The sequence below is a fragment of the Sphingobium sp. RS1 genome (genome assembly GCF_056156825.1).
In genome coordinates this window covers 611,963-637,127 of record NZ_JBLZXE010000002.1, presented here as the reverse complement: position 1 = coordinate 637,127, position 25,165 = coordinate 611,963, and the positions used below count along the sequence as shown (strand labels likewise).

General features: G+C 60.7%; 27 protein-coding genes. 9 read left to right on the top strand and 18 right to left on the bottom strand.

Translation table 11 applies throughout. The features are described 5' to 3' along the window. Position 1 precedes the first annotated feature (1 nt). From ACNHGR_RS04705 to ACNHGR_RS04695, 3 genes are all read right to left on the bottom strand, one after another. Entirely contained in the window at positions 2-1,420 is a 1,419-nt protein-coding gene (locus tag ACNHGR_RS04705; protein ID WP_475284321.1) for a L,D-transpeptidase family protein, read from the bottom strand. Positions 1,421-1,485: 65 nt separating this feature from the next. Then, positions 1,486-1,659, bottom strand: coding sequence for a hypothetical protein (locus ACNHGR_RS04700; RefSeq protein WP_475284320.1), 174 nt, complete (start codon positions 1,657-1,659; stop codon positions 1,486-1,488). A 141-nt stretch (positions 1,660-1,800) separates the two neighbouring features. Beyond that, the gene (locus tag ACNHGR_RS04695; RefSeq protein WP_475284319.1) at positions 1,801-2,250 is read right to left on the bottom strand and encodes an MgtC/SapB family protein; all 450 of its coding nucleotides are present in this window, start codon (positions 2,248-2,250) and stop codon (positions 1,801-1,803) included. 191 nt (positions 2,251-2,441) lie between these two features. Between ACNHGR_RS04695 and ACNHGR_RS04690 the strand changes: the two genes are divergently transcribed. Continuing rightward, on the top strand, positions 2,442-2,591 hold the full coding sequence (locus tag ACNHGR_RS04690; RefSeq protein ID WP_475284318.1) for a lmo0937 family membrane protein: 150 nt from the start codon (positions 2,442-2,444) through the stop codon (positions 2,589-2,591). Positions 2,592-2,632: 41 nt separating this feature from the next. Here ACNHGR_RS04690 and ACNHGR_RS04685 read toward each other — a convergent pair whose 3' ends face one another. Beyond that, positions 2,633-3,484, bottom strand: a complete 852-nt coding sequence (locus tag ACNHGR_RS04685) for an SDR family oxidoreductase (protein ID WP_475284317.1) — start codon at positions 3,482-3,484, stop codon at positions 2,633-2,635. Positions 3,485-3,570: 86 nt separating this feature from the next. On the opposite strand from ACNHGR_RS04685, the gene ACNHGR_RS04680 reads away from it, so the two are divergent. Together ACNHGR_RS04680 and ACNHGR_RS04675 are read left to right on the top strand one after the other, a co-directional pair. Beyond that, a complete protein-coding gene (locus ACNHGR_RS04680) occupies positions 3,571-4,179 on the top strand; it encodes a flavodoxin family protein (protein ID WP_475284316.1) in 609 nt (202 codons plus the stop codon). Positions 4,180-4,184: 5 nt separating this feature from the next. Continuing rightward, positions 4,185-5,138: a cation diffusion facilitator family transporter gene (locus ACNHGR_RS04675; RefSeq protein WP_475284315.1), complete on the top strand. Its 954-nt coding sequence runs from the start codon at positions 4,185-4,187 to the stop codon at positions 5,136-5,138. Here the strand turns inward: ACNHGR_RS04675 and ACNHGR_RS04670 are convergent. The 9 genes from ACNHGR_RS04670 to coxB form a co-directional block, all read right to left on the bottom strand. Further along, on the bottom strand, positions 5,135-6,064 hold the full coding sequence (locus ACNHGR_RS04670) for a cation efflux transmembrane domain-containing protein (RefSeq protein ID WP_475284314.1): 930 nt from the start codon (positions 6,062-6,064) through the stop codon (positions 5,135-5,137). The two genes, ACNHGR_RS04675 and ACNHGR_RS04670, sit on opposite strands and share 4 nt — an antisense overlap. After that, positions 6,061-6,507 carry a hypothetical protein gene (locus tag ACNHGR_RS04665; protein WP_475284313.1) on the bottom strand — a complete coding sequence of 149 codons (447 nt, stop codon included), beginning with the start codon at positions 6,505-6,507 and terminating at the stop codon, positions 6,061-6,063. Before ACNHGR_RS04665 ends, ACNHGR_RS04670 begins: the two co-directional genes overlap by 4 nt. A 230-nt stretch (positions 6,508-6,737) precedes the next feature. Beyond that, positions 6,738-9,677: a PAS domain-containing protein gene (locus ACNHGR_RS04660; protein WP_475284312.1), complete on the bottom strand. Its 2,940-nt coding sequence runs from the start codon at positions 9,675-9,677 to the stop codon at positions 6,738-6,740. Positions 9,678-9,710: 33 nt separating this feature from the next. Next, positions 9,711-9,983: a hypothetical protein gene (locus ACNHGR_RS04655; protein ID WP_475284311.1), complete on the bottom strand. Its 273-nt coding sequence runs from the start codon at positions 9,981-9,983 to the stop codon at positions 9,711-9,713. Positions 9,984-10,023: 40 nt separating this feature from the next. Next, positions 10,024-11,070: a c-type cytochrome gene (locus ACNHGR_RS04650; RefSeq protein WP_475284310.1), complete on the bottom strand. Its 1,047-nt coding sequence runs from the start codon at positions 11,068-11,070 to the stop codon at positions 10,024-10,026. After that, positions 11,067-11,657, bottom strand: coding sequence for a cytochrome c oxidase assembly protein (locus tag ACNHGR_RS04645; protein ID WP_475284309.1), 591 nt, complete (start codon positions 11,655-11,657; stop codon positions 11,067-11,069). Before ACNHGR_RS04645 ends, ACNHGR_RS04650 begins: the two co-directional genes overlap by 4 nt. After that, positions 11,654-12,034 (bottom strand): hypothetical protein, encoded by a 381-nt coding sequence (locus tag ACNHGR_RS04640; protein ID WP_475284308.1) that lies wholly within the window; start codon positions 12,032-12,034, stop codon positions 11,654-11,656. The genes ACNHGR_RS04645 and ACNHGR_RS04640 overlap by 4 nt, the downstream gene beginning before the upstream one ends. Further along, a complete protein-coding gene (locus ACNHGR_RS04635; RefSeq protein WP_475284307.1) occupies positions 12,031-14,547 on the bottom strand; it encodes a cbb3-type cytochrome c oxidase subunit I in 2,517 nt (838 codons plus the stop codon). Before ACNHGR_RS04635 ends, ACNHGR_RS04640 begins: the two co-directional genes overlap by 4 nt. Further along, positions 14,544-15,515 carry a cytochrome c oxidase subunit II gene (gene coxB / locus ACNHGR_RS04630; RefSeq protein WP_475284306.1) on the bottom strand — a complete coding sequence of 324 codons (972 nt, stop codon included), beginning with the start codon at positions 15,513-15,515 and terminating at the stop codon, positions 14,544-14,546. The genes ACNHGR_RS04635 and coxB overlap by 4 nt, the downstream gene beginning before the upstream one ends. Before the next feature lie 178 nt (positions 15,516-15,693). Between coxB and ACNHGR_RS04625 the strand changes: the two genes are divergently transcribed. Genes ACNHGR_RS04625 through ACNHGR_RS04615 form a run of 3 tightly spaced genes read left to right on the top strand, consistent with a single transcriptional unit; the run spans position 15,694 to position 18,213 of the window. After that, the gene (locus ACNHGR_RS04625; RefSeq protein ID WP_475284305.1) at positions 15,694-16,113 is read left to right on the top strand and encodes a DUF2231 domain-containing protein; all 420 of its coding nucleotides are present in this window, start codon (positions 15,694-15,696) and stop codon (positions 16,111-16,113) included. Then, complete coding sequence (locus ACNHGR_RS04620; protein ID WP_475284304.1) at positions 16,113-17,405, top strand: PQQ-dependent sugar dehydrogenase; 1,293 nt, start codon at positions 16,113-16,115, stop codon at positions 17,403-17,405. The genes ACNHGR_RS04625 and ACNHGR_RS04620 overlap by 1 nt, the downstream gene beginning before the upstream one ends. A 19-nt stretch (positions 17,406-17,424) precedes the next feature. Continuing rightward, positions 17,425-18,213 (top strand): alpha/beta hydrolase, encoded by a 789-nt coding sequence (locus ACNHGR_RS04615; RefSeq protein ID WP_475284303.1) that lies wholly within the window; start codon positions 17,425-17,427, stop codon positions 18,211-18,213. 26 nt (positions 18,214-18,239) lie between these two features. On the opposite strand, the gene ACNHGR_RS04610 is transcribed toward ACNHGR_RS04615, so the two are convergent. Next, positions 18,240-19,931, bottom strand: coding sequence for an AsmA family protein (locus ACNHGR_RS04610; RefSeq protein ID WP_475284302.1), 1,692 nt, complete (start codon positions 19,929-19,931; stop codon positions 18,240-18,242). Between ACNHGR_RS04610 and ACNHGR_RS04605 the strand changes: the two genes are divergently transcribed. Beyond that, positions 19,912-20,175: a DUF2171 domain-containing protein gene (locus tag ACNHGR_RS04605; RefSeq protein WP_475284301.1), complete on the top strand. Its 264-nt coding sequence runs from the start codon at positions 19,912-19,914 to the stop codon at positions 20,173-20,175. The two genes, ACNHGR_RS04610 and ACNHGR_RS04605, sit on opposite strands and share 20 nt — an antisense overlap. 38 nt (positions 20,176-20,213) lie before the next feature. On the opposite strand, the gene ACNHGR_RS04600 is transcribed toward ACNHGR_RS04605, so the two are convergent. Beyond that, a complete protein-coding gene (locus ACNHGR_RS04600; RefSeq protein ID WP_475288320.1) occupies positions 20,214-20,591 on the bottom strand; it encodes a VOC family protein in 378 nt (125 codons plus the stop codon). A 170-nt stretch (positions 20,592-20,761) separates the two neighbouring features. Between ACNHGR_RS04600 and ACNHGR_RS04595 the strand changes: the two genes are divergently transcribed. Beyond that, entirely contained in the window at positions 20,762-21,751 is a 990-nt protein-coding gene (locus ACNHGR_RS04595; protein ID WP_475284300.1) for a GGDEF domain-containing protein, read from the top strand. Between the two features lie 246 nt (positions 21,752-21,997). On the opposite strand, the gene ACNHGR_RS04590 is transcribed toward ACNHGR_RS04595, so the two are convergent. After that, positions 21,998-22,876 (bottom strand): formate/nitrite transporter family protein, encoded by an 879-nt coding sequence (locus ACNHGR_RS04590; protein ID WP_475284299.1) that lies wholly within the window; start codon positions 22,874-22,876, stop codon positions 21,998-22,000. 60 nt (positions 22,877-22,936) lie between these two features. After that, a complete protein-coding gene (locus ACNHGR_RS04585; RefSeq protein ID WP_475284298.1) occupies positions 22,937-23,158 on the bottom strand; it encodes a hypothetical protein in 222 nt (73 codons plus the stop codon). Positions 23,159-23,371: 213 nt separating this feature from the next. Here ACNHGR_RS04585 and ACNHGR_RS04580 point away from each other — a divergent pair, with 213 nt between their 5' ends. Further along, the gene (locus ACNHGR_RS04580) at positions 23,372-23,512 is read left to right on the top strand and encodes a response regulator (RefSeq protein ID WP_475284297.1); all 141 of its coding nucleotides are present in this window, start codon (positions 23,372-23,374) and stop codon (positions 23,510-23,512) included. Positions 23,513-23,569: 57 nt separating this feature from the next. Here the strand turns inward: ACNHGR_RS04580 and ACNHGR_RS04575 are convergent, their stop codons facing one another. Then, entirely contained in the window at positions 23,570-25,120 is a 1,551-nt protein-coding gene (locus ACNHGR_RS04575) for a cryptochrome/photolyase family protein (RefSeq protein WP_475284296.1), read from the bottom strand. Positions 25,121-25,165: the final 45 nt, after the last annotated feature.

Genomic DNA, 25,165 nt, shown 5'->3' with positions numbered 1-25,165 from the left:
ATTACGGGCCGACGTCCATGCCTGACGGCTTCAACCTGGCGCCGCTGCCCGCCTTGAAGCCCAAAGCCACCGAAACCGGATCGTTCCAGCCATAGGGATCGGCTCGGTAAACCGGCTGCCCTTCGTCATCGAACAATATGGTCTGGTAGAAAAGGCGCACGGGGATTTCATGGGGAAGCGATACGAAGCTTTCCTTGCCGGTCGCGCGCGCCTTGTTCCACTGGTCAGTGATCCCCGCATCCTTCGCTAACATGGCCGCAAAGCCAAGCGCGTCCTCGACCCGGATACAGCCATGGCTGCGCTGACGCTGGACTTCTGCGAACAGTTGCTTGGCCGGGGTGTCGTGCAGATAGATTTGATGCTCATTCTTCATGTCGAACTTCACCAGGCCAAGGGAGTTTTTCGGCCCTGGCTGCTGTACGATCCAGCCATCCTTGCGAGTCATGTTGTTCTGGCGGAAATAGGCGGCGCCCTTGGCAGCCAGTTCCTTCTTCTCGATCGAGCGTGGAACGGTCCAGGTCGGGTTGGCGACCAGCTGGTAGATGGGAGACCCAAGTTGCGGTGTTTCGGTGTCCGGTTCACCGACCACGACTTTGCGGACATCAGTTACCTTGCCATCCCGCCAGTAGGTCAGTCGTGCGGTCGCAAGATTAACGTCGATGCGTGTAGCTGGCGGGCTTCTCTCAAGCCAGCGTTCGCGCTCCATCGCGACGGCAAGCGTCTTCGCCTTATCGGCATCCGACAGGTTGAGGATCTCAAGCGCCCGCTCGCCAATCTCGCCATCCGGATCGATGCCGAAGTCGGTCTGCATGCGCTTTACCGCTCTGACCATCGCATCATTATAACCGTTGCCTGAGCCTTGCGCCTTGTCGAGATAGTCGGACGCTATGAGGGCCCGCGCGATCGCGGGCATGCGTTCATCCACTTCGCCGGGCCGGATCGGCTTGCTCACTGCCGGGATAGTCGGCTCTGGGCCCGTCTTCGCTTTGGTCAACGCCACATAGGCTTTCGAAAGGCCGCGATAATTATCGGTCTGGGGCGCCAGGCCTTTGAGCCAGTCGTAGACGTTGCCGTCGGCCATCGCCTTGGTCAGGCCCGCGCGCAGATCGATCGTCGGCCGTGCAAGCGTGTAGACCCTATACAGCTTAGTCGGATCGGCATTGCCCTGCGCAAGGGCGGACGCAAAACGTATTGCCGTCTGGGTGAGCGCTGTCTCGTCTTTCGTCGTGAAATCGAAAGAAAGATGGTCGAGGCCATGTGCGGCACGTTGGTCGATAGCGCGTTTGAGATCGGAGATATTGGCTTCGCTCCAGCGGCCATCGACAGCGGAGGCAGTGCCATTATCTGGTGCTGATTTTTGGCAGCCCGCCAGCACCAGCGATGAGGCGATGATAGAACCAGCAATCAATAATTTGTGCACAAGCTTCTCCTGAGGCCAAGTCTATATTTGCCCACGTCAGGGGGGGGATTTGGGGCAGGGGCCGGTCAGGCGTGCATGCCGGTCCAGGCGAAGACCAGAATGGCGGCGACGATGGAGGCAACAAAGAGATAAAGCGCGAGGGTGACAGTGGGTTTACGGGCTTCTCGTTCTTTATGATGCGGCATTTCGTTCCTTTCATATTCTCCTGGACCAACGCTTTTGGCGGGCGTCAGTGCCATCGATGGTCAGGGAGGTAGCAAGACGGACTGTGCAACAACGCAAACTCGCCGTCGCATGCCCGGATGGATCAATGTCGGAATCGAGCGCGGGTTGGTCCGCACACCATCATACTCGTCGAGGCTGACCGCCGAATTCCTGCGTTAGGCGCTGTCATTCAAGTCGCCACGCTCGTTGGATTCGGATTTGAGCGGTGCGAGAATCCAAAAGGTCAGAAGGGTAAAAACGGAGAGGACGACTGCGACATCATAGCTACCGAGGCCCACCGCGACGCCGATGGCGCCGGTGACCCACAAGCTTGCAGCAGTCGCCGTTCCTTTGACTGTATTCTTGCCCTGCAAAATGGCGCCACCGCCGAGAAAGCCGATGCCTGCAATTACCCCCTCAAGGACGCGGGCAATGGCAGCGAGATCGTGTGCCATCATGGTTTCAACCGCCTGGACGAAGCCGCAACTCGCAACCGCCACCAGCGGGAAGGTTCTGATGCCGGCGCTTCGTTCTTCCTTCTCCCGATTCCAGCCAATCGGAATGGCCAGCGCATAAGCAATCGACAGGGTGATGAAATGGGGAACCAGAGCGAAGCTGTCTGTCATGCGTAGCACAACGCGCGACGCGGGAATCAGATACGCTACGACCAATTGGGACCCTTCAGCCTTTCACATCCTGCTGGGACCTTGTCCACCTGCTGAACGGCAAAATGCTACTCGCGGCTATCGGCTACCGAGCGGAACAATCGAAGGGCGTAACGATTGACAATCTATAACCCGTTCATGGGAGAGAGATCATGCTTTGGACGCTTATCCTGATCCTGCTCATTTTGTGGGCTCTTGGCGCATTTGTCATCCCGGTGGGCGGTGGCTTGATCCACTTGCTCCTCGTCGTGGCGCTAATAGTGCTGGTCTACAATCTGGTTGTCGGACGCCGGGTGCCGTAATCCGGCTCAACATTGATGAGAGCCGGCGCGGCATTCAGGCACTACCCATTCACGATCGTCCCGCCATTGGGGTGCAGTACCTGCCCTGACATATAGCTGGCGTCGTCACAGGCCAGGAACAGGAAGGACGGTGCGACCTCATTTGGCTGACCGGGTCTGCCCATGGGCGTGCTCTCGCCAAAATGCTCCAGCTTTTCCGGGCTGGCTCCGCCGCACGGATTGAGCGGTGTCCAGATCGGGCCCGGCGCGACGGCATTGACGCGAATGCCTTCACCAACCAGATTCTCCGATAGTGATCGGGTAAAAGCCGTGATCGCGCCTTTGGTCGAACTATAATCCAGCAATTCGCTGCTCCCCTGATACATGGTGACGCTGGTGCAGTTGACGATCACTGCGCCGGCTTTCAGGTGGAGGCGCGCTGCCTGGGTCAGGAAGAACATGGCGAAAATGTTGGTCTGGAACGTCCGGCGAAGCTGGTCCTCGCTGATATCGGTAATGTCCTTGTCGGGATGCTGCTCGCCAGCATTGTTGACCAATATGTCGATCTGCCCAAATGCCTCTATCGTTTTAGCGACAACAGCATCGCAGTTCGCCTTCTCGCCAATGTCGGTACGGATGGTGATGGCGCGCTGCCCTTCAGCCTCGACGATGCGCTTCGTTTCTGCCGCATCGTCATCCTCCAGCAGATAGACGATGGCGATGTCCGCGCCTTCCCGCGCATAAAGTGCCGCCACGGCCCGGCCGATACCACTGTCCGCGCCGGTGATGATGGCGACCTTGCCCTGCAACCGACCCGATCCGGGATAGCGAGGCTGCCATTCGGGCTTTGGCTCCAGCCGGCTTTCGTGACCGGGCAGGGCATCTTCGTGGATCATCTCGTGGGTGTCGCTCATGATTTTCTCCTTTGCAGGAGAGAACAGACGGTCAGCCAAAGCGTTCAGCAAAAATCATACCGATCCAGATTAACCGGAGATATGCGATGGCGCTCAAGGCTCTTGCCCTCAACTGCACATTGAAGTCCGACGCGAGCGAGGCGTCCTCTACCGACGCGATGGTCGCAGTGTTGCAGAAAGTCTTTGCGGATCGGGGCGTGACCGTGACTGAAACGGTGCGGGTAGCCGCGCTCGACATCAAGCCGGGCGTCACCTCAGACGAGGGGGAGGGCGATGACTGGCCGGCGCTGCGGACTAAAATCCTTGCCCATGACATATTGATCTTTGGCGGTCCCATCTGGATGGGGCAGATCAGCAGTGTTGCCAAGCGCGTGCTGGAACGGATGGATGCCTTCCTGTCCGAAACCGACGATCAGGGCCGGATGCCAAGCTATGGCAAGGTCGCGGTCGCGGCGATCGTAGGCAATGAGGATGGCGCGCATTTCTGCTCCGCCCAGCTTTTTCAGGCGTTGAACGATGGCGGCTGGACGATTCCTGCGGTCGCAGCCTGCTATTGGGTAGGCGAGGCGATGGGATCGACCGACTTCAAGGATCTGAAGGATACACCGGACATGGTGACGAAGACCGCAAATATGGTGGCAGGCAATGCCGCCCATCTCACCGGGCTGCTCCGGTCCCAACCCTATCCCGGTTGACGGTGGTGGCAGATAGCAAGGCGGCGGGTGGTTTTCGCGCCAATATCGTCCTCTATGGCGCATTGCTGGCCAATGTCGGTATAGCGATCGCCAAGTTCATCGCGGCGGGGATCAGCGGATCATCCTCCATGCTGACGGAGGGCGTCCACTCACTGGTCGACAGCGGCAATCAGGTGCTGCTGCTCTACGGTCAGGCGAAATCCGCGCGACCGCCCGATGCCGCCCATCCTTTCGGCTATGGTCGCGAGCTTTATTTCTGGGCGTTCGTCGTCGCGATCCTGATCTTCGCGGTCGGGGCGGGCGTCTCCATCTATGAAGGCTGGCTGCATATCGCCGATCCTGAGCCGTTGCGCGATCCGACCATCAATTATGTGGTGCTGGGTATTGCTGTGCTGCTGGAGGGGGCAAGCTGGGCCCTGGCCGTTCGTGAATTCAACGGGAAGCGAGGCGCAAGCGGCTGGTGGCAGTCGATCCGCCGGTCCAAGGATCCGGCCGGGTTCATCGTCTTGTTCGAGGACAGCGCGGCGCTGGTTGGCCTGTTCATTGCGGGGGCTGGCGTATGGGCGAGCCATCATTATGCCGATCCGCGGATCGACGGCGTCGCCTCGATCGCCATCGGCCTTATCCTGGCGATGGTCGCGGTGCTCCTTGCCAGGGAAGCCAAGGGCCTGCTGATCGGCGAGAGCGCCGATCATGCCATCATCGCGACTGTCTGGCGAATCCTTGAGACCCGGGCGGCGGTGACGGCGGTCAATCATGTCCGCACGATCCATACCGCACCCGATGCGGTCTTCGTCGCAATCAGTGCGGACTTTGACGATCATCTGCCCATGGGTGAGGCAGAAAGCCTGATCGAAACGATAGAGGCCGAGATGAAGGCGGCCGTGCCCGAACTCACATCCATCTATATCCGGCCGGAGAAACGCAGCGATGCTCTGGTTCAGCCAAGACCTTTCTAGTCGTTAGCCTCGATGGGTGGGATGAAGCTGACCTGCGCAAGCCGCCAGGCGCGATCATCATGCCCAGGCCAGTAATGTCGCGGATGACGGCACTCGCTGGGCGCATGGGTATCATGCACTTCGGCGCGGATAAGACGGCCGGTTTCCCGGAGGCGGATATCGGCTCCGGGAAACTCCGCTTGCAGACGGTCCCGTACCTTCTCGGCGTCTTCTGAAAGGTTAGTGCTGGAAAGCGCGCGCGGAAAACCGTCGACCAGTTCGGCCGTGGATGACCGCAAGGCCTTGAAGCCGTCATTGATGACATCGACCGAGATGATGGCAGCTGCCAAAGCATCGGCCCACCACCAGCCCAGACCCAGCCCGATGATGCCGGCGAGGCCCGCCGCACCGGTCAGCCAGTTGGCCTTGTTCATCAGAGCGTCGGTGTGCAGCAACTTGTCGTTGAGCTTTTCCGCCAGCGGCAGTTCCTTGCGCCCTATGAACAGCGGCGGGATCAGGGAATAAAGCTGTGCCGCTATCATCAGCCAGCCGAGCCAGATATCCTGCCCAAGAATGACGATCGATCCTACGGTCGCATGCTCCGCGCTAGCGAGCGCCATGATCGCATTGTAAAGCAGCAGCCCGCCAACCGCCGTCAATGCAACCGCTGCTACGAAGAAGCCGAGGCCATTGACCCGCTCAAAGGCGAAGGGGAAAGGGCGCGAGCGGCCTGCATTGCGCTCCAAATGGGCGGCGATCAGGAACATGATCGGCGGAACCAGACCCAGCGTATCCTCAATCCAGGCGGTCTTCATCGTCTGGCTCTGGCCCAATACCAGCCCCATCGTAACGATGACGGTCAGCGTCCAGAAGATGTTCCAATATTCCAGGCGGATGGCTTTCGCCATGGTCTCGGACAGTTCGTCCGGCAGACTGTTGTCGCTCATTGTGCCCGTGCCTCTGCCGATATGGCGCGGCTGGCGCGCTCGACGGTCATGATCCAGCGACTCTCGCCATTGCGCATCGCGGCCTTCAGTTCGATCCTATCGCCCTTCACCCCCGACGCAGAGAGGGGCGGCCCGAAACCGACGTCGGTCAGCCATGGGCTTGTCTCGGCGAAACGGCCAACGGCCAGGTCAAGGCTGCCGCCATCCAGCCGCTTCAGCAGCGCCTCTCCCGCGCCATCGACCCATTGCGACCGGGCGCCGGTCCGCCTTTCGATTTCTTTGATCAATTTCCCGGTCTCGCTTGCGGTGCGGGCCGACGGGTCGGTCGTACCAACCAGAAAATGGCCCTGAGTGGCAATGCGTTGTGAAGTCCCCTCCGGATCGCGGGGCAGGGCATCGCACGCGCCGAGCGTCAGGCAGGCCAACAGGGCGATGCGGATCATGCGCGCCCCAGCGCCGCTGCTTGCGAGTGGCTGGAAGGATGTAAAGCGGAGGGGACGACCGATTTTGCGACCGGCTGCGATGCAGTTCTGGTCCTCCGACCATGATATTTAACGAGGCCGCTAGCCGCCTGCATCATCATTGCTGTTCCTTTGCTGTCGGGTGACAACGCCGTGAACGGCAAAGGGATCAATAAAGGACGCCAATATCATATGGCCGGCGTGGCAACGCCTTACGCCATGATCTCCAATATCCGCTGCGCCAGCACATCCATCGCAAATGGTTTTGTCACAAGCGCCATGTTCGGCGCGAGCTGACCATTTCCGATCACCGCATTTTCGGCATAGCCGGTGATAAATAATATCTTGAGATCAAGGCTGAGGCTGAGCGCCGCATCGGCGACCTGCCGCCCGTTCATGCCGCCGGGCAGCCCGACGTCCGTAATCAGCAGGTCGATGCCGCTGTGTGATTGCAGGATGCGCATCGCGCTGGGACCGTCCATGGCTTCAAGAACCTGGAAGCCAAGTTCTTCCGCGATTTCCACGACCAGCATGCGCACTGTCGGTTCGTCATCGACGACCAGAACGCAACCGCGACTATGCTCCCGATCCGCGACCAGCGCCGATGCGGCTGGTTCGGACAATGCGATATCCAATCCTTCCTCTTCGTCCGACAGGAAGCGGGGGATATAGATGCACATCGTTGTGCCGAGGTCGATTTCGCTGTAGATACGGACCTGCCCGCCAGACTGGCGGGCAAAGCCGTAGATCATCGACAGACCAAGGCCGGTACCTTCGCCCAGGGGCTTGGTTGTGAAAAAGGGATCGAATGCGCGGGATATCACCTCGGGTGTCATGCCCGTTCCGGTGTCGGTAACGCAGACCGACACATATTGCCCCGGATCAAGGTCGCGCTCGCGCGCGGCCGGTGCGTCGAGCCACTTGTTCGCCGTCTCGATCGTGATGCGGCCGCCATGCGGCATCGCGTCGCGGGCATTGATGCACAGGTTCAGGAGCGCGTTTTCAAGCTGGTTCGGATCGACCAGCGTCATCCACACACCGGCTTTGCCTACAGTTTCGACCTCGACCTGCGGGCCTACCGTCCGCCGGATTAATTCTTCGATATCGAAGATCAAGCGGTTCACGTTGGTGGGCTTTGGATCGAGCGTCTGGCGTCGCGAAAAAGCTAACAGCCGATGTGTAAGCGCTGCCGCTCGCCGGACCGCGCCTTGTGCGGCGACCTGATATTTGTCCAGTTCGCCAACACGGCCCTGCGCGATGCGCATTTGCATCATCTCCAGCGCGCCGGAAATGCCGGTCAGCAAATTATTGAAATCATGGGCAAGGCCGCCGGTAAGCTGACCGACCGCCTCCATTTTCTGCGACTGGCGCAGCGCTTCTTCTGCGCGGTCTCGCTGGGCGGTGGTCGCCTCGACCTCCTCCACCAACCGGATACGGTCCTCCTCAAGCTGGCGCTCGACGGCCTTGCGAGCAGACACATCCAGCATGGCGCCGACCATGCGCAGTGGCGCGCCGGCGCCATCCCGCAGCACGAAACCGCGGTCGAAGATATCGGCATAGCTGCCGTCACCACGCGCGAAGCGATATTCGTCGCTCCAGTCGGTGCCGTCACCGTCGATCACATGATGGATGCTGTCGCTGATCCGGCCACGGTCATCGGGATGGATATGGTCCAGCCACCATTCGCCGGTCGGTTTGACCAGGGTGAGGTCATGGCCATAGGCGTCTTCCAGCGCCACGTTCCAGGTGACATGATTGCCGCGCAGATCCCAGTCCCATACCGCGTCGTTGGTCGCCCGCCCTGCCAGACGCAGCCGTTCCTCGACCTCGCACAATGCGGCCTGACGGCGGCGGTCGGCGGTAACGTCCTGCACTGTGCCGATCAGGCGGATAGGCATGTCTTTGTCAAAAAGGGCGATCCCTTGCGCATGGATATGGCGTTCCAGCCCATCTTCGACCCCGATCGTGCGATATTCGGTGTCGAAAATTTGGCTGCCTTTCGGATCGAGTGCTGCGCCGACGGCCGCGTCGGCCGCATCACGATCCTGGGGATGCAGACCAGCAAGAAAGGCGCTTTCATAGCTGACTGACGTGCCCGGCGAGAGGCCGAAAAGCTCGCGGCATCGATCGTCCCAATCGAGTTGACCTGTCTGTGGCCAGAAGTCGAACTGTCCCATCCTCGCAGCGCGGGTCGCCAGTTCCAGCTTTTCGCGGCTGGTCGCCAAGGCGGCGCGGGCGCTATGGGCTTCGGTGACGTCGGTGGCGGTGCCGAACCACTCCACGATCTCGCCATCGGCGCCCAGAATGGGCACGGCGCGTGACGCCGTCCAACCGATGGCACCATCGGCCTGATATACCCGATGTTCGATCATGAAGGGGGACTTGTTCTCGATCGCTTGCCGGATCGCGTCCAGCACGGCGGGCCGATCCTCGTCAGGGATATAGGCTTCGATCCACCGCACCGAAGGGCTTTGCATATCTGCAAGAAAGCTGCGGCCATCAAGCTGCCGCATCTCCTGCCAGTCCGCGCTCATCTGGTAGATGACGTCGGAAGTCGCATTGACCAATGCACGGAAGCGGTTTTCGCTGTCGGACAGCTTCTCGCGTTCTGCGGCGATCCGGCGGGCATCGGTAAATTTCTGCGTCGTATCCACCGCGATATCGAGCAGACCGATGATTTCGCCATTGTCGTCGCGCAGCGGGCTGTAGGAAAAACTCCACCACGTATCTTCGGCGGCACCGTGGCGAGTCATGACAAGGTGGAAATCCTCTATGGCAACCGTCTCTCCACGCATTGTCTGCTCGATCAGCGGTTCGAGATCCGACCAGATTTCCGGCCACACCTCTTCCATCGGCTGCCCCAAAGCCGTGGGATGCCGGAGGCCCAGGAAGGGTGCGTATGCGTCATTATAAAGGAAGGTGCGTTGCGGTCCCCAGACGAGGCACATGGCAAAGCGGGATGCCAGCATCATATCAATCGACGTCCGCAACGATATTGGCCAGCGGGTGCGCTCACCCAGTGGCGTACTCGACCAGTCGAACGCATCGATCGCAACGGCCATCGATTGCGCGGCCGCAGGAATAGGGGAGAAGATGGATGCCATGTCGATCAGATAATCGGCATCGCGCCTGCTGTCATTGGAAGAGGTCATTGTTTGATAGGGCCGATATCTCAGTCTTGAAGATCATGCGATATCTGTGAACGTCCACAGCCGCGGCCAAGGTCGAACCTGCGCGTCGGACCTGATACCGCCCGTCGCACGGCGATGAAGTTCTTCGAATATGGCCTGGTCGGCAGGCGCATAATCGACCATCGTGGTGATGAGCAAATGAGCCTCGGCCAGATCCTGATCATCCCATGCTGCGATGCCGGACATATCCGATCGGTTGTTCGACATGATCTTTCCTCCGTTTGGCGAAGCCAATTTGCCAGTGCGACGCGTAACGATGGAAGCCATGACCTGTTCCCTGGAAGCTGAGCGTTGGAACAGGCCATTATCATTTCCTTTGAGCTGACTGCGCGAAAGCCGTCGCGACAGCTTCGATCTCGTCCGTCGAGACGCGCCGTGCGATGACTGGCATCGTGTCTGCTGGCTTGCGAGCGTCGACAACGGTTGGGTCACCGCGCCATTGTAGCATTCGTGTCCGTAGATAGGCCTGTTTTTGTCCGGAAAGGATCGGGGCCGTTTTGCCTGGGGCATGGCAGCTTCGACACGCGGGCAACTGGCGGCCCCGATCTCCGTCGGTGATCAGGCGATTATCGGAGTGGCCTACTGCGGAAAGTCCCGGCATCGCAGCGAAGTGGGTGGCAAGCTGCTCCATCTCGACAGGCGTCAGCGACGCAGCGGCGGCCTGCATGACGGCGCTCCTGCGGGTGCCATTAGCGTAGGATCTCAGCGCACGAAGAAGATAGGCCGGGCTCTGGCCGCCGAGTATCGGGATATTGTCCTGCTTGCGCCCGCGTCCATCGGTGCCGTGGCATGCGGTGCAATTGGACAGCACGCCCGGTCGCACGCCGGGCAGGGCAGTGCTATCGGCCTGTTCGGAAAGCACCCGATATTGCTGCGGCGTCATTTCGGGCAGGCGACGTACGAACGCGACCATATGACGTATTTCATCCTCGCGCTCTCCTGCGGGCCAGGCGGGCATGGCGGTGAATTTAACGCCATGGCGGATGATCCAGAAGAGTTCGCGGTCACTCCATTCTTTCGCGGTGACGGACAGGTCGGGTGCGGGCGGGGTTGCCGCCTGCATGACGGGCGAAGGGCGGACGCCGGGCGCGCCGTGACACACTTGGCAGGCCTGCCGAAAATGGCCCGCCGCACTGACCAGCCCTTCTTCCGAGCTGACCTCTTTGGGCGTCTGCAGGCTTGAATATGTTCGCACGCTGTTGCGCATGACCCAATGAAGGAACCAGTCTGTGATGCGCCAGTGTCCCGAGGACGCGGACACCTGCGTCGCACCAGACCAGGCGAAGAGCATGGCGGCTGTTCCTATGATCGCAGCCGCCAGCGCCAGACGTTTCCATGTGACACGGACATTCATGGGATCATGCGCCCCCGATCGCGCAGCAAACTGCCGAGGAGGACCAGCCCTCCGATGAAATAGCTTGCCGCACCGATGAGCAGCATTACGACTCCACCCAGTTGCTGGTCGGTCATCGCATCCATGCCAGCATGGTGCATGGCTGGATAGAGTTGCCGGGGCGCGAGCCCGATCAGGACGCCCAGCAGGGTCATGTGCATTGAGGTCAGCAACAGCGCGCCGATGCCGCTGGCGCGCTGCGGAGCATGAAAGACCGATGACCAGAGCATCCAGCCGGCAAGGAGAAAGCTCGCCTGTTCGGCGACCATGATGACCGGCGTTTGTGCGGCATAGCGCAGGGCAGGCAGATGCCAGAGCCAGACAATCACAAGTTCCAGCAGCATCATCGTCATGGGCGAGACGAGGCGTGGCCACGTGCGCGCAGGATCAAGCTGGCTTTCCGACAGCCCCCACGCGATCAGCGGAGCGGCGATGGCGACCGCGACCATATGCCCTGCCATATGACCGATCATGCCGAAATTTCCGGCCGCCATCAGCCAGCCAAGCGGCAGCAGAGCAATGCCTGTGAGGAAGGCGGCCCGCTTCATGTACATTCCGGCAGAAAGATAACGGGGAGGGCCGTGAAGAGCACGCCTGTAAAGCTAAGGCCGGCCAGAAGGAGGGTCGATTTGGCTAAGAAGCGTAGCCTGTCAATGTCGGTTGAATCCTCGTGCGGTGCGCTGCCGCCGGCCATGCGGCCCTGATTCCAGGCGACCCAGCCGGACAGTGCGATCAGCAGCAGCGCGATCACCGTGCCTACAACGAAGAGTGTCGGGAAGGTCGCGAACTCGCCTACTTTTGCGCAGGAGATCGCAGCCCAGAGATAGGAAAAGAGGAAATGCCCGGCCCAGATCGTTGGCGGTACGATCAGGGTCCAGAGCGTAACCCTCAGCCGTTCGGACCAATGCGGGCGACGATCGCTCATGCCACCTCCGGGAACAGGCCGATGACGGCATATGTGACGATGGCGGTGAGCGCGAAGAAATGCATATAAACGGTGACGTTGCGCAGATCTGCGTCATGGACCGGGTCCATGCGCCCGGCGAGGCTTCGGGCAAGGGCGTAAGCCTGCATGATGGCCGCTATGCCGGAATGCGCGGTGGTCCAGATCACCAGCGTCCAGACGATCGCGGGGTAGCTATGCGCCTGCGGGGCCATATCCCACGGCCCGGCAAGCCCCGCGCCGATGCCGGCGAGGCTGGCGGCCATACCCACGATCAGGAGCAGTCGGGCAAACATGACGCCTTTGCGCGCATGGACTTCCCGCGCGGCCAGGGTCGCCAGCCAGCTTGTCAGGCCCAGCCCCATCGCGACCATCGGCCAGAAGGTGCAGGGGAGATCCGCCATGCCAGCTGGCGGAAAGTCTGCATGGCGCGTCCAGAAGAAAAAATAGCCGAAAACGAGGCCTGAAAAGGCGGTGGCGTCAGCCATCATCGTGATGAACATCGCCCACCATCCGGGCGCCGAGGGGCCGGACAGATAGAGCGGCAGTTCGATGCCGTGGCCGATCGGCTTGCAAGGCTTTTCCGGGATTTCGGCCGTGCCGGTCCACAGCCACCAGATCGTACAGGCGAGGGTGGCGAAGCCACACACCAGCGCCGCCCAGTAGAGATGATAAGTGGTTAGGATGAATACGCCACCAAGTGCGACGGCGGTCAGCATCGGTTTCCAGCTTGGCGTGCCGAGCCGGATTACCGCCAGCGGGCGCGCGTCCAGCACCGTCGTCACGATCGTCTCGCGCCGACCTTCCTCCGCATCGGGCAGGAAGAAGCGGCCTTCGTCCACTTTTCTCACGAAATCTTGCTGGTCCCAGATCGGATAGCGGCTTTCGATCAAAGGGACGGACCGAATGCCCCAATCCTCGTCATCGGGATGGGCAAGCCATTCCAGCGTGCCTGCACCCCAGGGATTACGGGTTGCTTTCGTCCGCCGCGGAGACAGGCAAAGATCGACGCAGATGATGGCGACACCGGCCGCAAACAGGTAGGCGCCGAGTGTCGACGCCATGTTGAGGCCGCCAAGGCCCAGCTCGGCGGGATAGGTGAAGACCCGGCGCGGCATACCCATCAGGCCAGACAGATGCATGGGGAAGAAAGCGATGTTTGCGCCGGCGAACAGCATCCAGAAGGCGATGCGGCCCAGCCGGTCGGACAGTTTCTTACCGGTCACCAGCGGCCAATAATAATAGAGGCCAGCAAATAGCGGCATCAACGTCCCGCCGATGAGAACATAATGGAGATGCGCGACCACGAAATAGGTGTCGTGCGCCTGCCAGTCGAATGGCGCCACCGCCACCATCACGCCGGTGAGTCCGCCGATCACGAAGATGCCAAGGCTTCCTGTCGCGTAGAGCAGAGGCGTCGACCAGGTTACGCGCCCCGCCCATATCGTGGCGATGAACACGAAAATCTGCACGCCGGTCGGAATCGCGACTGCTTCCGACGCGGCGGAGAAAAATGCGAGGCTGATTTTGGGCAGGCCCGTCGTGAACATATGATGGACCCACAGGCCGAACGACAGGAAGGCAGTGCCCACTGCCGCCAGCACGATCCATGGGTAGCCCAGCAGGTGCCGGTTCGCAAAGGTGGGAACCAGCATCGCGAACAGGGCGATAGAGGGAAGGAAGACGATATAGACTTCGGGGTGGCCAAATATCCAGAAGAGGTGCTGCCACAGCAGCGGGTCGCCGCCCCGACTGGCGTCAAAGAAGGGCCAGTTCAGCAGCCGCTCCATCTCGAACAATATGTCGCCTGCGATCAGCGGGGGGAAAGCGAACAGGATCATCACCGCGACGACAAGGATATACCAGGCATAGAGCGGCATAAGGTTCAATCGCATGCCCGGCGGGCGACATTTGAGAACGCCGACGATCAGCTCGACAGCGGCGGCGACTGATGACACTTCGATGAAGGAAAGGCCGAGCATCCATATGTCGGCGCCAAGGCCCGAAAGATCCCTCCGGGTCGTTAGCGGCGGATACATGAACCATCCGCCATCGGGCGCGGCGTTGAAGAAGATGGAGCCGCCGACGAACAGGCCACCGATGAGAAAAGACCAGTAGCCGAAGGCGGAAAGGCGCGGGAAGGGGAGGTCGCGCGCGCCCAGCAACTGGGGTAGCAGGATGATCGACACCGCCTCGAACATCGGCACGGCAAACAGGAACATCATCATCGAGCCGTGCAGGGTGAACAGCTGATTGAAGCTGTTCGGACCAACCAGATCATTGTCCGGCACGGCCAGTTGGGTCCGCATGATGAGCGCCAGCACGCCTGCAAACAGCATGAATCCAAAGGCGGTCAATACATACCAGACGCCGACACGGTTATTGTTACAGTCGGTCCAGCGCAGGAACAGGCCCCTGGGCGGCGCCCAGACGGCCCGCAGTCGATCTTCCTGTGCGGACCGCAGCGCGGGATCGTCTTGGTCGTGTAAGCTCATTTGAGCGCCTTGAGGTAGGTGGCGATGGCAAGTGCGTCGGCTTCGCTTAGTTGAGGATAGGCAGGCATTCGTGCGCCGGGCTTGGCGGCCTGCGGTGCGCGGATGAAGGCTGCGAGATTTTCCATCGTCGGCAGCAATATACCCGCGCCCAGCGTCGCCCGTTCGCCAAACCGGGTCAGATCGGGACCAACAATGCCGCTATGGGGCGTGAGCCGGATGGCATGGCATCCCCCGCAGCCATGTTGGTCGAACAGGGTGCGGCCGGGGGTGGCGATGGCGGGCGGAGGAACGACGGCGCGGGCTTGTGCGAGCCATGCGTCAAATGCCTTCGGCTCCATCGCGATCACATCAAACGCCATCAGCGCATGGCTAAGCCCACAAAATTCAGCGCAGACCCCGCGGAAGCGCCCGGCTTTCTCTGCCTTCACCACCAGCTGATTCGTCCGGCCTGGTATCATGTCCATTTTGCCGCCAAGCCCGGGGACCCAGAAACTATGCACGACATCGCTAGCCGTCAGTTCGAAGACGACGGTGCGCCCGACGGGCAGTCGTACCTCATTGGCCGACAGCAGCGCTGTGCGTCCGCCGGGCACGGCATAGGCCACCCGCCACCAAAATTGCTCACCTTCAACCCGGATCACAAGGTCGCTGGGGTTAGCGGTGCGCGGTCGCATGGCAGGAAGCGCAAAGAGCAAAAGTGCGGTCAGAATGATCGTCGGCCCGATCGCGCCCAGCCACAGGACGAGCGTCATGCCCTGCCGGTGATTGATCGTGCCTTCTGGCGCGCGGATGGCGCGGACATAAAGGGCGGTGGTAGCCAGCAGGATCAGCACGGCGCCGACCGTCAGAATGATCGCGATCAGCCGTATCGATCGGGCGTCCGCGCCAAACACGGCAAAGGTGGATTGGTGCGCGTTGCATCCACCCAGCCCAAGGATCAGCATGGCCAGAATAAGTCCGCGCACCATGCCTGTATATCTTACCCCTGTCGCAGTCCCTGTCTCTGCCGAACCCGCAACGGCCATCAAGGTTCAAACATTTCTGCGGCGCAACAAATCCCCGTTTTCAACGGTGTGGAGCGGAACCGGTCAGCCATCCCGGGCATTCCCCGTTCATGATCTTCGCTCCTGTCTGGAGAGCCCCTTCATGAACACCCTATCTACGGCGCCCCGGTCGCTGCTTCACCCGCTACACGCCCTGCTGTTGGCCTTTCCCGTTGCATTGTTCACAGGCGCGCTGATCGCAGACATCACCTTCCTCACCAGCTCGGAAATGCAGTGGAGCAATTTCGCTGCATGGCTCAATGCCGGAGCGCTCGTCATGGGGGCGGTCACGTTGCTTTGGGCTGTGGTCGGCGCGGTGCAGTCGCGGACGAAGACGCGGCGCGCTGGCCTCTATCCTGTCTTGCTCGCGATCATGTGGGTCACGGGGCTGGTGAACGCCTTTCAGCATAGCCGTGATGGATGGAGTTCGGTCGGCACAGTCGGCCTCCTGCTCTCAATCCTGAGCGCCGGCCTCGCTCTCGCCGCCGGCTGGGTCGCCTACTCCGGGACGAGGAACGCCTGATGCGCATGAAGATCACCGCAACGATCGCTCTGGCGCTGGCCCTGTCCGCCTGCGGTTCCAGCAAGCCGGGCATCGACCAGACCGGCGAACGCCCAGACCTGCCGGACCAGCGCGAGACATTGCTGCCGCCTATGAACATCGCGACGCCAACAGGCTGGAATGGCGAGCGCCCGACTGCCCCTGCGGGCTTCACGGTGACTGCGCTCGCGACTGACCTCAAGGTACCGCGCCAGATGCTGGTCCTGCCCAATGGCGACATATTGGTGGCCGAAGGATCGGGCGGCGGCGCGCCCGCGCTGCGGCCCAAGGATCTTATCGCCACCGTGATTAAGGCGCGCGGCAAGACGCCAGTCAAGGGCGGCAATCGCATCACTCTGCTGCGCGACCGGGATGGCGACGGTCGGGCGGAGGTCAGGACCACCTTCATCGCCGGTCTCAACGCGCCCTATGGCCTCGCCTATGTCGAGGGCAACCTCTACGTTGCCAATCAGGATGCGGTGCTGCGTTTCCCCTATCGCGACGGCCAGACGCGGATCGAGGTGGCTGGGCAGGAGGTTACGAAACTCCCTTCGCGCATAAACCATCACTGGACGAAGGCGATGGCGGCCAGCGCGGACGGCACGAAGCTCTATGTCGGCATCGGCTCCAACAGCAATGTCGGCGAACGCGGCATGGCGATCGAGGAGGATCGCGCCGTCATCTGGGAAATCGACCGAACCACCGGCGCACACCGCACCCTGGTCTCGGGCATTCGCAATCCCACCGCGCTCGCTATTCATCCGCAGACCAAGGCGCTCTGGTCGGTCGTGAATGAACGCGACGAACTGGGGCCGCAACTTGTGCCCGATTATATGACGGCGATACGCCCGGGCGCCTTTTACGGCTGGCCCTACAGCTATTGGGGCCAGAATGTGGACCCGCGCGTCCACCCGCAAAAGCCTGACATGGTGAAGAAGGCGATCCGGCCCGACTATGCGCTTGGGTCGCACGTCGCGGCGCTCGGCATCACATTCCCGACCGGTGCCGGCCTTGGACCACGCTTTGCCGACGGGGCGTTCGTGGGCGAACATGGCAGCTGGAACCGGCAGGATTTGTCGGGCTATAAGGTCGTCTGGATACCCTTTGCCAATGGCCGGCCTGCCGGCAAGCCGGTCGATTTCCTGACCGGCTTTATCAAGGACGGGCAAGCGCGTGGCCGACCGGTCGGGGTTGCCTATGATCCCTCTGGCGCCCTGTTGGTCGCGGACGACCTATCCAACACGGTCTGGCGCGTCGCGCCGGGCGCCAGATGACCGGATCGGGTGACGAAAAATGATCAGGGGTCTGTTGGTCGGGGTTGCCGTGCTGGCACTCATATCATGCGATAAGCCACAGAAGGCTGAGGAAAAGCCTGGGGAAAGCCCGGACGCTGTGTTCACAGCAGCTGCTGAAACAGTGGTGATCGGTACCGGCGACGGCAGGAAGATATTTGCCGATCATGTCGCCGTAGCGCATGCGCGGGCGACCATAATATTGCTCCATCAGGCAGGGTCGAGCGCCTATGAATATCGGGACATCGCCCATCGATTGAACCAGGCCGGATATAGCACGCTCGCAGTCGATCAACGATCGGGTGGAGCGCTTTTCGGACCCAACCGGACCGTCAACAAATATGGCGCATCGTCGAAAGCTTATCTCGATGCCCTGCCGGATCTGGTGGCAGCGCTCAACTGGGCGCGGCTTCAGGGCGCGCCGGTCGTCCTGATGGGGAGCAGCTATTCGGCGTCTCTCGCCTTGCGGGTGGCGGCGGATAATCCTGATCTTGTCACAGCTGTGCTGGCCTTTTCGCCCGGCGAGTATTTTGAAGATAAACGCTATGTCCGTGATGCAGCGGCCCGCGTCAGCGCGCCGGTGTTCATCACACAGGCAAGCAACGAACTGGCCCAGTCCGCGCCGATTTTCGATGCCATTCCGGGAGATCGCAAGAGGCTCTTCACGCCCCGCCTCGGTGCCGTTCACGGGGCGTCCTCCCTCCGCACGGACCGCAATCCGAACGGCGCGGAAGAGGTTTGGAAAGCGGTCATGCAATTTCTTGAAAGTCTGAAGCTCAAGTCTGGCTGAAGCAGAATGGCGGTCCGCTCCGCCGATCAGTCTTTGCGCTTCTTTCCCTTCTCTTTCGCGACGTCGTCGCGCGGCTTGCCGCTTTTTGTACGTTGCGCCGCCGCGTTCGCCCCAGCCAAAACCGGACCACAAGCGGCCGCTTTCGCGTCCCCTAAGTCCAGAAAGGCCAGCACGGCGGCGGGCGGCGTAGCAAGCAGGGCAAGCCCAAGGCCTGCGCCCGAACGTCCCAGCAATTCCGGGCTGATGACGCCGAGCGAGGGCGCGCCAAAATGCCCACCGATCTTCACCGGCGACTGGCCAGAGAAAAGACTGAATTTCTTTCCGTCAGCTCGAACGCCGATGTCCAGCGCCTCGTCACGGAAGCTGAAACCGCCGCGACCGGTAATGACATTCTTCTTCGTATCGATCAGGATCGGGTCGGTTGCCGCCAGGCCGTTGCGAACGGAAAAGGCGATCAGTCCGCAATTGATCGCCACCGGCTCCTTCAGGCGTCCTTCGAACATCTTGTAGGCGAAGGTGCCCAGATCGAGTTCCGCCAGCTGGACGTTGCGTGTCCAAAAACTGCCCTGCGGCATGACGAAGGCGATCCGGCCATCGGCGCTCGCCAGACTGTCGTGAATGGTGTTGCCACGCCCCTTGAGCTGGATCCGGCCACGGATGGTGCCTGACGTGCCTGACTCGGCTACGCCATAGCCGGAGAGCAATTTGCCCATCGGCGTCGGAGCGAGACGAATGTCATAGCTGTCGGCGGCCGGTCGCTGCCGTGTATCGAAAATGATATCGGCTGCGACATTGCCCCGCGCCATGGCAAAGCTGAGCGGCGACAGCGCCAGCCGTCCTTTGTCGAGCGCGAGCGTCAGGTCGATATCGGACACCGGGACATTGCGCGACCTGACCGCACCGATCCGCCATTTAAGGCCAGCGTCGAAGCGCTGCATCGTCTCGACCGGCAACGCGGCATCGGGCAGAATGCGATTGGCGCCTGCGCCCGTTGCAGCCGCGGCAGCACTTGCCCCCTTCGCGGCCACGATATCGGGATTATAGCCGATGAAGGGCGCGGCATCGATGATGTCCAGTTGCTTTGTGGTAAGCTCTGCATCCAGCCGGACCCGCTCGGCATTGGTGACGGTCAGTGTGCCTGCGACATCGCTGTTGCCGAACGTCCCGCCAACATGGCTGAAGCGATAGACGTCACCCTTTTTGACGAGCTTTGCTTTCAGCCGATATTGCCGGGTCTGCGGGATGGCGACGCCGATGATGGCCAGCAATTCCGACATGTCGCGCCCGCTTGCACGGGTCTCCAGCGGTACATTCTCGATATCTGCAATGGACGGCAGGGTGCCTGCAACATCGATCACATTATGGGCGGCCCATGCGCGCGCAGTGAGGCGATTGCGGCCGCGATTGGCCGTCTCATCGGGCGATAGCAGCTTTGCTGCGAGGCGATAGGGCGTGTCCCTGATCTTGCCTGATCCGGAGACATCCACTGATTTTCCGATTTTTGCATCCCGCGATGTGATCGTCTCGAAATCCAGATCGGCCAGAAGGCGCATGCGCGGATCGAGATAGCGCAAGCGTGTACCGGCAACGGTAGCCTGGTCGATGCGCGGAAATTCGAGCGGCTTGCCCTTTTTCCCCTGCCCGAAAGTCCAGCTGTTCGCGTCATGGGCAGCGTTCCATTCCAGATCGATTGCTGCATTGGTCGATCTAAGCAGCATCAAGGAACATGCCGAAGTGGTTGGCGCTGATGGCGTTCATCTGGGTACCGTCGATCATGTCGATGGCGACCGCATCAAACTGACGAAGAAGGACAGTAGCGCGCAGATCGAAGGCGCCACGGGCAGCCATGAAGGGCACCACCATTATATTAGCCAGGGATTGATCGCCGGCATCGATGCGGATGGCACGGTAAGGTTGAGTGCATCTGGCACCAACGCAGTGTTTTTCGAAGAAGAGAAATAAAGGTTCAGGGGCGCGTCAGTTTTTGTCGCGCCCCATAATCAGGACGCTGAGAAATTCAGCGCCTCTATCTTGTTCCCATCAGGATCGCGGACAAAAGCAGCATAATAATGCCCGTCATATTGCGGACGCAGGCCCGGTTCGCCGTCAAGGCGCGCGCCTTGTGCAAGAGCGGTGCGGAAGAAATTGTCCACTGCCTCGCGCTTTTCCACCTCAAATGCCAAATGCACGCCGTTGCCGGGGGTGGCCGGCGCGCCGTCGGCAGGCAGGTTTAAGCTGAAGACCGTGATCCCCGCGCCATATCCGACCGCATCTTCGACATCGAGCGTCCGGGAGAGCCCGACTTCGCGCATCATGGGATTGTAGAAGACGCGCGCCCGATCAAGATCGGCTGTTCCTAAAGAAACATGATGAAGCATTGTGAGCGAACACTGGTGGACATGAGCGGTTCCGGCCTTGAGCGCGATGCCCGCAATGACCGAGGGCATCGCATCGTCATCATATAGTCTGCGTGATGCGACGAAATTTTGAAAAATGACTGTATATTAACCAGTTCCAGCGAATGAAGCGTCACCGAAGCAGGGGCCAGATGACACTTCCGGAGATTGATACGCTAAGGCTGTGCAGCCTGTTGAACACGACCGCCTTTGGCTTCGTATTCCTGTTGCTATGGCGTGGTCGTCGGGAGGAAGATCATCTCCTCTACTGGTCGCTCAGCTCCTTTCTGTACGGGGGCGTCATGCTGGGCTTTGGCATCTGGACCGAGGGCGCGCTGATACCCGCGACTATCCTTGTCATGCTGCTTGCCTTCAGCAATGTACTGGCCGTCACGGGGCTGCGTCATTTTGAGGGGCGTGCCGTATGGGAGCCGTGGATGGCATTGCCGCCGATGGTTATCGGCCTCGCGCATGCCGTGCCCCTCATCGCCGTAGGCATAGGCTGGCTCAACCCAGCGTCTCTTTTGCCCAAGATCAGCGATGTCTTTGGCCTGACGGTCGCCATGGCGATCAGCGGCGGCATGATGGTAAAAGGGCCTTTGCGAGGGCAGCGGATCGCCGGCGTCGCAATGCTGGCCTATATCCCCACTTTCCTGCTGGCATTGATCGGCGATCTGGGAATTCTTTCCGGGGCCAAGTCGATGGGCATATTGCCCTTGCTGGCGGATCAGGCTCTGCTCGGCATCCTTAATCTTGGCTTGCTTGTCCTGCCAGTCGATCGGGCGCAGGCGCTACTGCATGCCGCAGCCCTGCGTGACCCGTTAACCGGCGCCTGGAACCGCGCGGGGCTGGAATTGGAAAAGGGACGACTTCTGGCGCCAGGCGCGGCCGTGATTGCGATCGATGTCGATCACTTCAAGACCGTGAACGATTTATATGGCCACGAGATGGGTGATGCCATCCTGCGTGGAATTGCGGATGAAGCGTGCCGCATGGCAGAGGCAGCCGATGGCGCTCTGGCGCGGACGGGCGGCGATGAATTCATCCTCCTGTTGCCGGCGGATTGCGAAGGTCAGCGCCGTATCGCCGAAGCGCTTATTAGCCGATGCAGGGCGGGTAATGGCCTGCCGCGTGGAGCCTGAGCATGGGATTGCTCGGGTGGCTGATGCAGAAGACGACTTTAAAGGAGCACTCCTGAGGGCTGATCAAGCCTTATATCGCGCCAAAGTAAGCGGACGCGGCCAACTCGCGGCATAAGGGAAACGGGCTACCGTCCTGATGCAACCAAATGGCCGCTGCAGGCAGCTACCGATCCATTGGCCATAAGGGGATGAGCGCAACGACACCCCTTTGCAAACTGCATCAAGATGGCGAGCTGCGCAGGCACCTCATGGCCAGTACAGTATCGCTGCCTCTCGTTGATCTTGAGAGCTGATATCGTCGTCTGACTTCTGAACCTCGCTGCGAACCTGCCCATGAACAAGCACCGCGAAGAGACCCGTACCCCCCATGATATTGCCGATCAGCGCCGGCATGACGAGGTCCGCAACGAGTTCATGAAAGCTCAGAATCCCGCTCATCCACAGAAAGGCGCTTTGCGACGTTCCCGTCACGACATGGCTGAAGCCGCCCAGTGCGATCACATAGTTCAATAGAGAGATGACCCAGAATTCGCTGCCCTTGGCGTTCGGAAGTATCCAGGCGATGGCTGCCATGATGAAGCCGGCGGGAATACCCAGAGCCAAGGTCTTTAGCCCCTCCTGCCGCGGCAACTTTTTAAATATGTCGATCGCCACCATGCGCTGTTCGTGGGTGATGACAATCTCGTTCGCTATCAGGAAGATGACAAGCAGACCGGCGAGTAAATTGGCGGAGAGGACTGTTCCCCATAGTCGTAACAAACGCCCGAGGCCTTGCAGACTGGGCTTGAGCGCTACGGGCAACATGGCGGTAACGGTACTTTCCTGGAGCCGGCCCATGATCACGATGATGTAGCCGACCGGATAGCCTGCGAGATAAATGAGTTCCGCCCAGTCAGTATCCGGAAGTCGCATGCGCAGGTAGAGTTCGCTCAGTAGCGATGTCGTGATCGCCAGACCTGCCGCAAGGCCAGAGAGAGCAAGCCCGAGCACGGGCCGCTCAAGCTCTTCCTCCCCCTGCAGGCGCACAACTTCGTGGACCACCTTGGGCGAGCCTGCCCGACGATCGTCCATATCGCGCGCTTCCTCCTCCAACAAAGCCGGATCCATGTCTTGGTCTTCACTCAAGCGATCCCCTGCGCGCCAGATCGCCGGTGCCCAGTTTGCGCTAATCTTGCGTGCAAGCGCCTATCGTGTGGCATTATGCTGTTGCGCATCGGCATTTACGCCGTCGGCACCGCTACGATCGGTCTCGAAGAAGCCAAATGCGAGTGCAAATGCCAGCAATATCGCAACGAGGACAAGGCTAACAATCAATATGTTTCTGGTCATACGCGTGCGCGATCCGCTGCGTGCTTCTATTTCGGTAAGATGGGTTACTGTCTCGCCATCTTCGCGTTCCTTGTGCATGTGGAGGCTCCTTCTCGATATTCTCGTCGTTGCAACGCCGACCTGCCTGTTGTGGTCACATCAATCGTTGAATTAGATACAGATGAAGCGTGCGGAGGGTGTTGAGGTATTGGGGCGACAGGGTTGCCGTGGCGGGATGGCTAGAGGAATTGAGACAGAAGAGACGCTGTTTCATGCCTGGTTCGGGCGCTTTGGATCAGGGAGGACACGACCTTGGCGGAAGTGGCCGATCTTCCGGTGGCGATAGGCATGCCCTTTGTTCTCGCGACCGCTTATGGCGACAGCGTCATGATCCCCGAGCGTCTGCGCGCTATTCTGGTCGTCAGGAAGCCTGCGAATATGAATCCATCCTGACACAGTTGGCCGAAGCGTGCAGGCTGACGGAAGTCTGACGGGCTGCTGGAGGCTGGGCTATCGGGCCCAGCCCTTAGCGGCAGGCGTCAGCGTCTCCAGAAAAGCGGCGGCGCTGGCACGATAGGCATCGCGTACATCCGGCTTCATCCGGTCCCAGTTGGCGTACATATTCACCATTCGCCGGTTCCGGCGAAAGCGCCGTTCGTGCCGGGCGAGGAAATCCCAGTAGAGCGCGTTGAACGGGCAGGCATCCGGTCCGGTCTTGCGCTTCACATCATAATGGCAGGTGCCGCAATGATCGGACATTCGATCGATATAGGCACCGCCGCCGGCATAAGGCTTGGTCGCGAGGCGCCCGCCATCGGCATGCTGGCTCATGCCTATGACGTTGGGCAGTTCCACCCATTCGAAGGCATCGGCGTAAACGACGAGGAACCAGTCGGCGACATCCTGTGGCTTGACCCCGGCCAGCATGGCGAAGTTGCCAAGCACCATCAGCCGCTGGATATGATGGGCATAGCCATGATCGCGGGTATTGCGGATCGCTTCGGCCATGCAGCGCATGTCCGTCTCGCCCGTCCAGTAGAATTCCGGCAGCGGCCGCGTCGCGTTCAGCGCGTTGGCGTCGGCGACCTCCGGCATCTCCAGCCAGTAATAGCCGCGCACATATTCGCGCCAGCCGATGACCTGACGGATGAAGCCTTCAGCGGCATTGAGCGGGACATCGCCGCGCGCATAGGCGTCGGCCGCCGCGTGCGCGATCTCCAGCGGACGGAGCAAGCCTAGGTTCAGTGCCGGGCTGAGCCAGCTATGATAGAGCCAGTCCTGACCCGTCACCATCGCATCCTGATAGGTGCCGAAGTCAGGCAGCGCTGTGCGGATGAAATGCTTGAGGGCGCGTCGTGCTTGCGTGGCGGTGACCGGTAAGGCGAATTTCTCCAGCCGGCCGAAATGCCCGCCAAACCGTTGCTCCACCAGCGCGATCACTTCGGCAGTGATTTCGTCGGGGGCAAAATGCATCGGCTCTGGATAGTTGAGTCCATGTTTGGGCGGCTTGCGGTTTTCCTTGTCGAGATTCCACTGCCCGCCTTCGGGATTGCCCTTATCGTCGATCAACAGGCCGGTCTTACGTCGCATCTCACGATAGAAAAATTCCATCACCAGATCATTGCGCGCCTGCGCCCAGGTCTGGAACTCCAGAATCCCGCAGATGAAGCGGTCGTCAGGCCGGATATCGACAGGCATGCCGAACTTTGCCGCCCAGCCATCGATCATCCTCTTCACGCGCCATTCGCCGGGCTCCACGATGCGAATCTCGGCTGGGTGGTGGCGCTTCACCGCCCTCGCGACTTCGCCCGTGAAGCTGCCGCTATTGCTGGCATCGTCAAGGCTTACATAATCGACGGCCCAGCCTGCTTCCTGCAACTCCTGGGCGAAATGGCGCATCGCCGAGAAGATCAGCGCAATCTTGCGCTTGTGATGTCGGACATAGGTGGCCTCATCCATCACCTCCATCATTAGGATTACGGCGTTGGTAGGCGACGCATCGCGCAGCGACGTCAGGTCATGGCTCAGCTGATCGCCAAGGATGGGAATAAGGATGGTCATTGTCTGCGCCGCCATAACGATCGGAGAGCTGATGCGCTCCGTCAT

Bases quoted from the DNA above. Each gene is read 5' to 3' on its own strand.
- ACNHGR_RS04700 (WP_475284320.1), bottom strand. From the start codon at position 1,659: ATGGCACTGACGCCCGCCAAAAGCGTTGGTCCAGGAGAATATGAAAGG.
- ACNHGR_RS04695 (WP_475284319.1), bottom strand. From the start codon at position 2,250: ATGACAGACAGCTTCGCTCTGGTTCCCCATTTCATCACCCTGTCGATT.
- ACNHGR_RS04690 (WP_475284318.1), top strand. From the start codon at position 2,442: ATGCTTTGGACGCTTATCCTGATCCTGCTCATTTTGTGGGCTCTTGGC.
- ACNHGR_RS04685 (WP_475284317.1), bottom strand. From the start codon at position 3,484: ATGAGCGACACCCACGAGATGATCCACGAAGATGCCCTGCCCGGTCAC.
- ACNHGR_RS04680 (WP_475284316.1), top strand. From the start codon at position 3,571: ATGGCGCTCAAGGCTCTTGCCCTCAACTGCACATTGAAGTCCGACGCG.
- ACNHGR_RS04670 (WP_475284314.1), bottom strand. From the start codon at position 6,064: ATGAGCGACAACAGTCTGCCGGACGAACTGTCCGAGACCATGGCGAAA.
- ACNHGR_RS04665 (WP_475284313.1), bottom strand. From the start codon at position 6,507: ATGATCCGCATCGCCCTGTTGGCCTGCCTGACGCTCGGCGCGTGCGAT.
- ACNHGR_RS04660 (WP_475284312.1), bottom strand. From the start codon at position 9,677: ATGACCTCTTCCAATGACAGCAGGCGCGATGCCGATTATCTGATCGAC.
- ACNHGR_RS04655 (WP_475284311.1), bottom strand. From the start codon at position 9,983: ATGGCTTCCATCGTTACGCGTCGCACTGGCAAATTGGCTTCGCCAAAC.
- ACNHGR_RS04650 (WP_475284310.1), bottom strand. From the start codon at position 11,070: ATGAATGTCCGTGTCACATGGAAACGTCTGGCGCTGGCGGCTGCGATC.
- ACNHGR_RS04645 (WP_475284309.1), bottom strand. From the start codon at position 11,657: ATGAAGCGGGCCGCCTTCCTCACAGGCATTGCTCTGCTGCCGCTTGGC.
- ACNHGR_RS04640 (WP_475284308.1), bottom strand. From the start codon at position 12,034: ATGAGCGATCGTCGCCCGCATTGGTCCGAACGGCTGAGGGTTACGCTC.
- ACNHGR_RS04635 (WP_475284307.1), bottom strand. From the start codon at position 14,547: ATGAGCTTACACGACCAAGACGATCCCGCGCTGCGGTCCGCACAGGAA.
- coxB (WP_475284306.1), bottom strand. From the start codon at position 15,515: ATGGTGCGCGGACTTATTCTGGCCATGCTGATCCTTGGGCTGGGTGGA.
- ACNHGR_RS04625 (WP_475284305.1), top strand. From the start codon at position 15,694: ATGAACACCCTATCTACGGCGCCCCGGTCGCTGCTTCACCCGCTACAC.
- ACNHGR_RS04620 (WP_475284304.1), top strand. From the start codon at position 16,113: ATGCGCATGAAGATCACCGCAACGATCGCTCTGGCGCTGGCCCTGTCC.
- ACNHGR_RS04615 (WP_475284303.1), top strand. From the start codon at position 17,425: ATGATCAGGGGTCTGTTGGTCGGGGTTGCCGTGCTGGCACTCATATCA.
- ACNHGR_RS04610 (WP_475284302.1), bottom strand. From the start codon at position 19,931: ATGCTGCTTAGATCGACCAATGCAGCAATCGATCTGGAATGGAACGCT.
- ACNHGR_RS04600 (WP_475288320.1), bottom strand. From the start codon at position 20,591: ATGCTTCATCATGTTTCTTTAGGAACAGCCGATCTTGATCGGGCGCGC.
- ACNHGR_RS04595 (WP_475284300.1), top strand. From the start codon at position 20,762: ATGACACTTCCGGAGATTGATACGCTAAGGCTGTGCAGCCTGTTGAAC.
- ACNHGR_RS04585 (WP_475284298.1), bottom strand. From the start codon at position 23,158: ATGCACAAGGAACGCGAAGATGGCGAGACAGTAACCCATCTTACCGAA.
- ACNHGR_RS04575 (WP_475284296.1), bottom strand. From the start codon at position 25,120: ATGACCATCCTTATTCCCATCCTTGGCGATCAGCTGAGCCATGACCTG.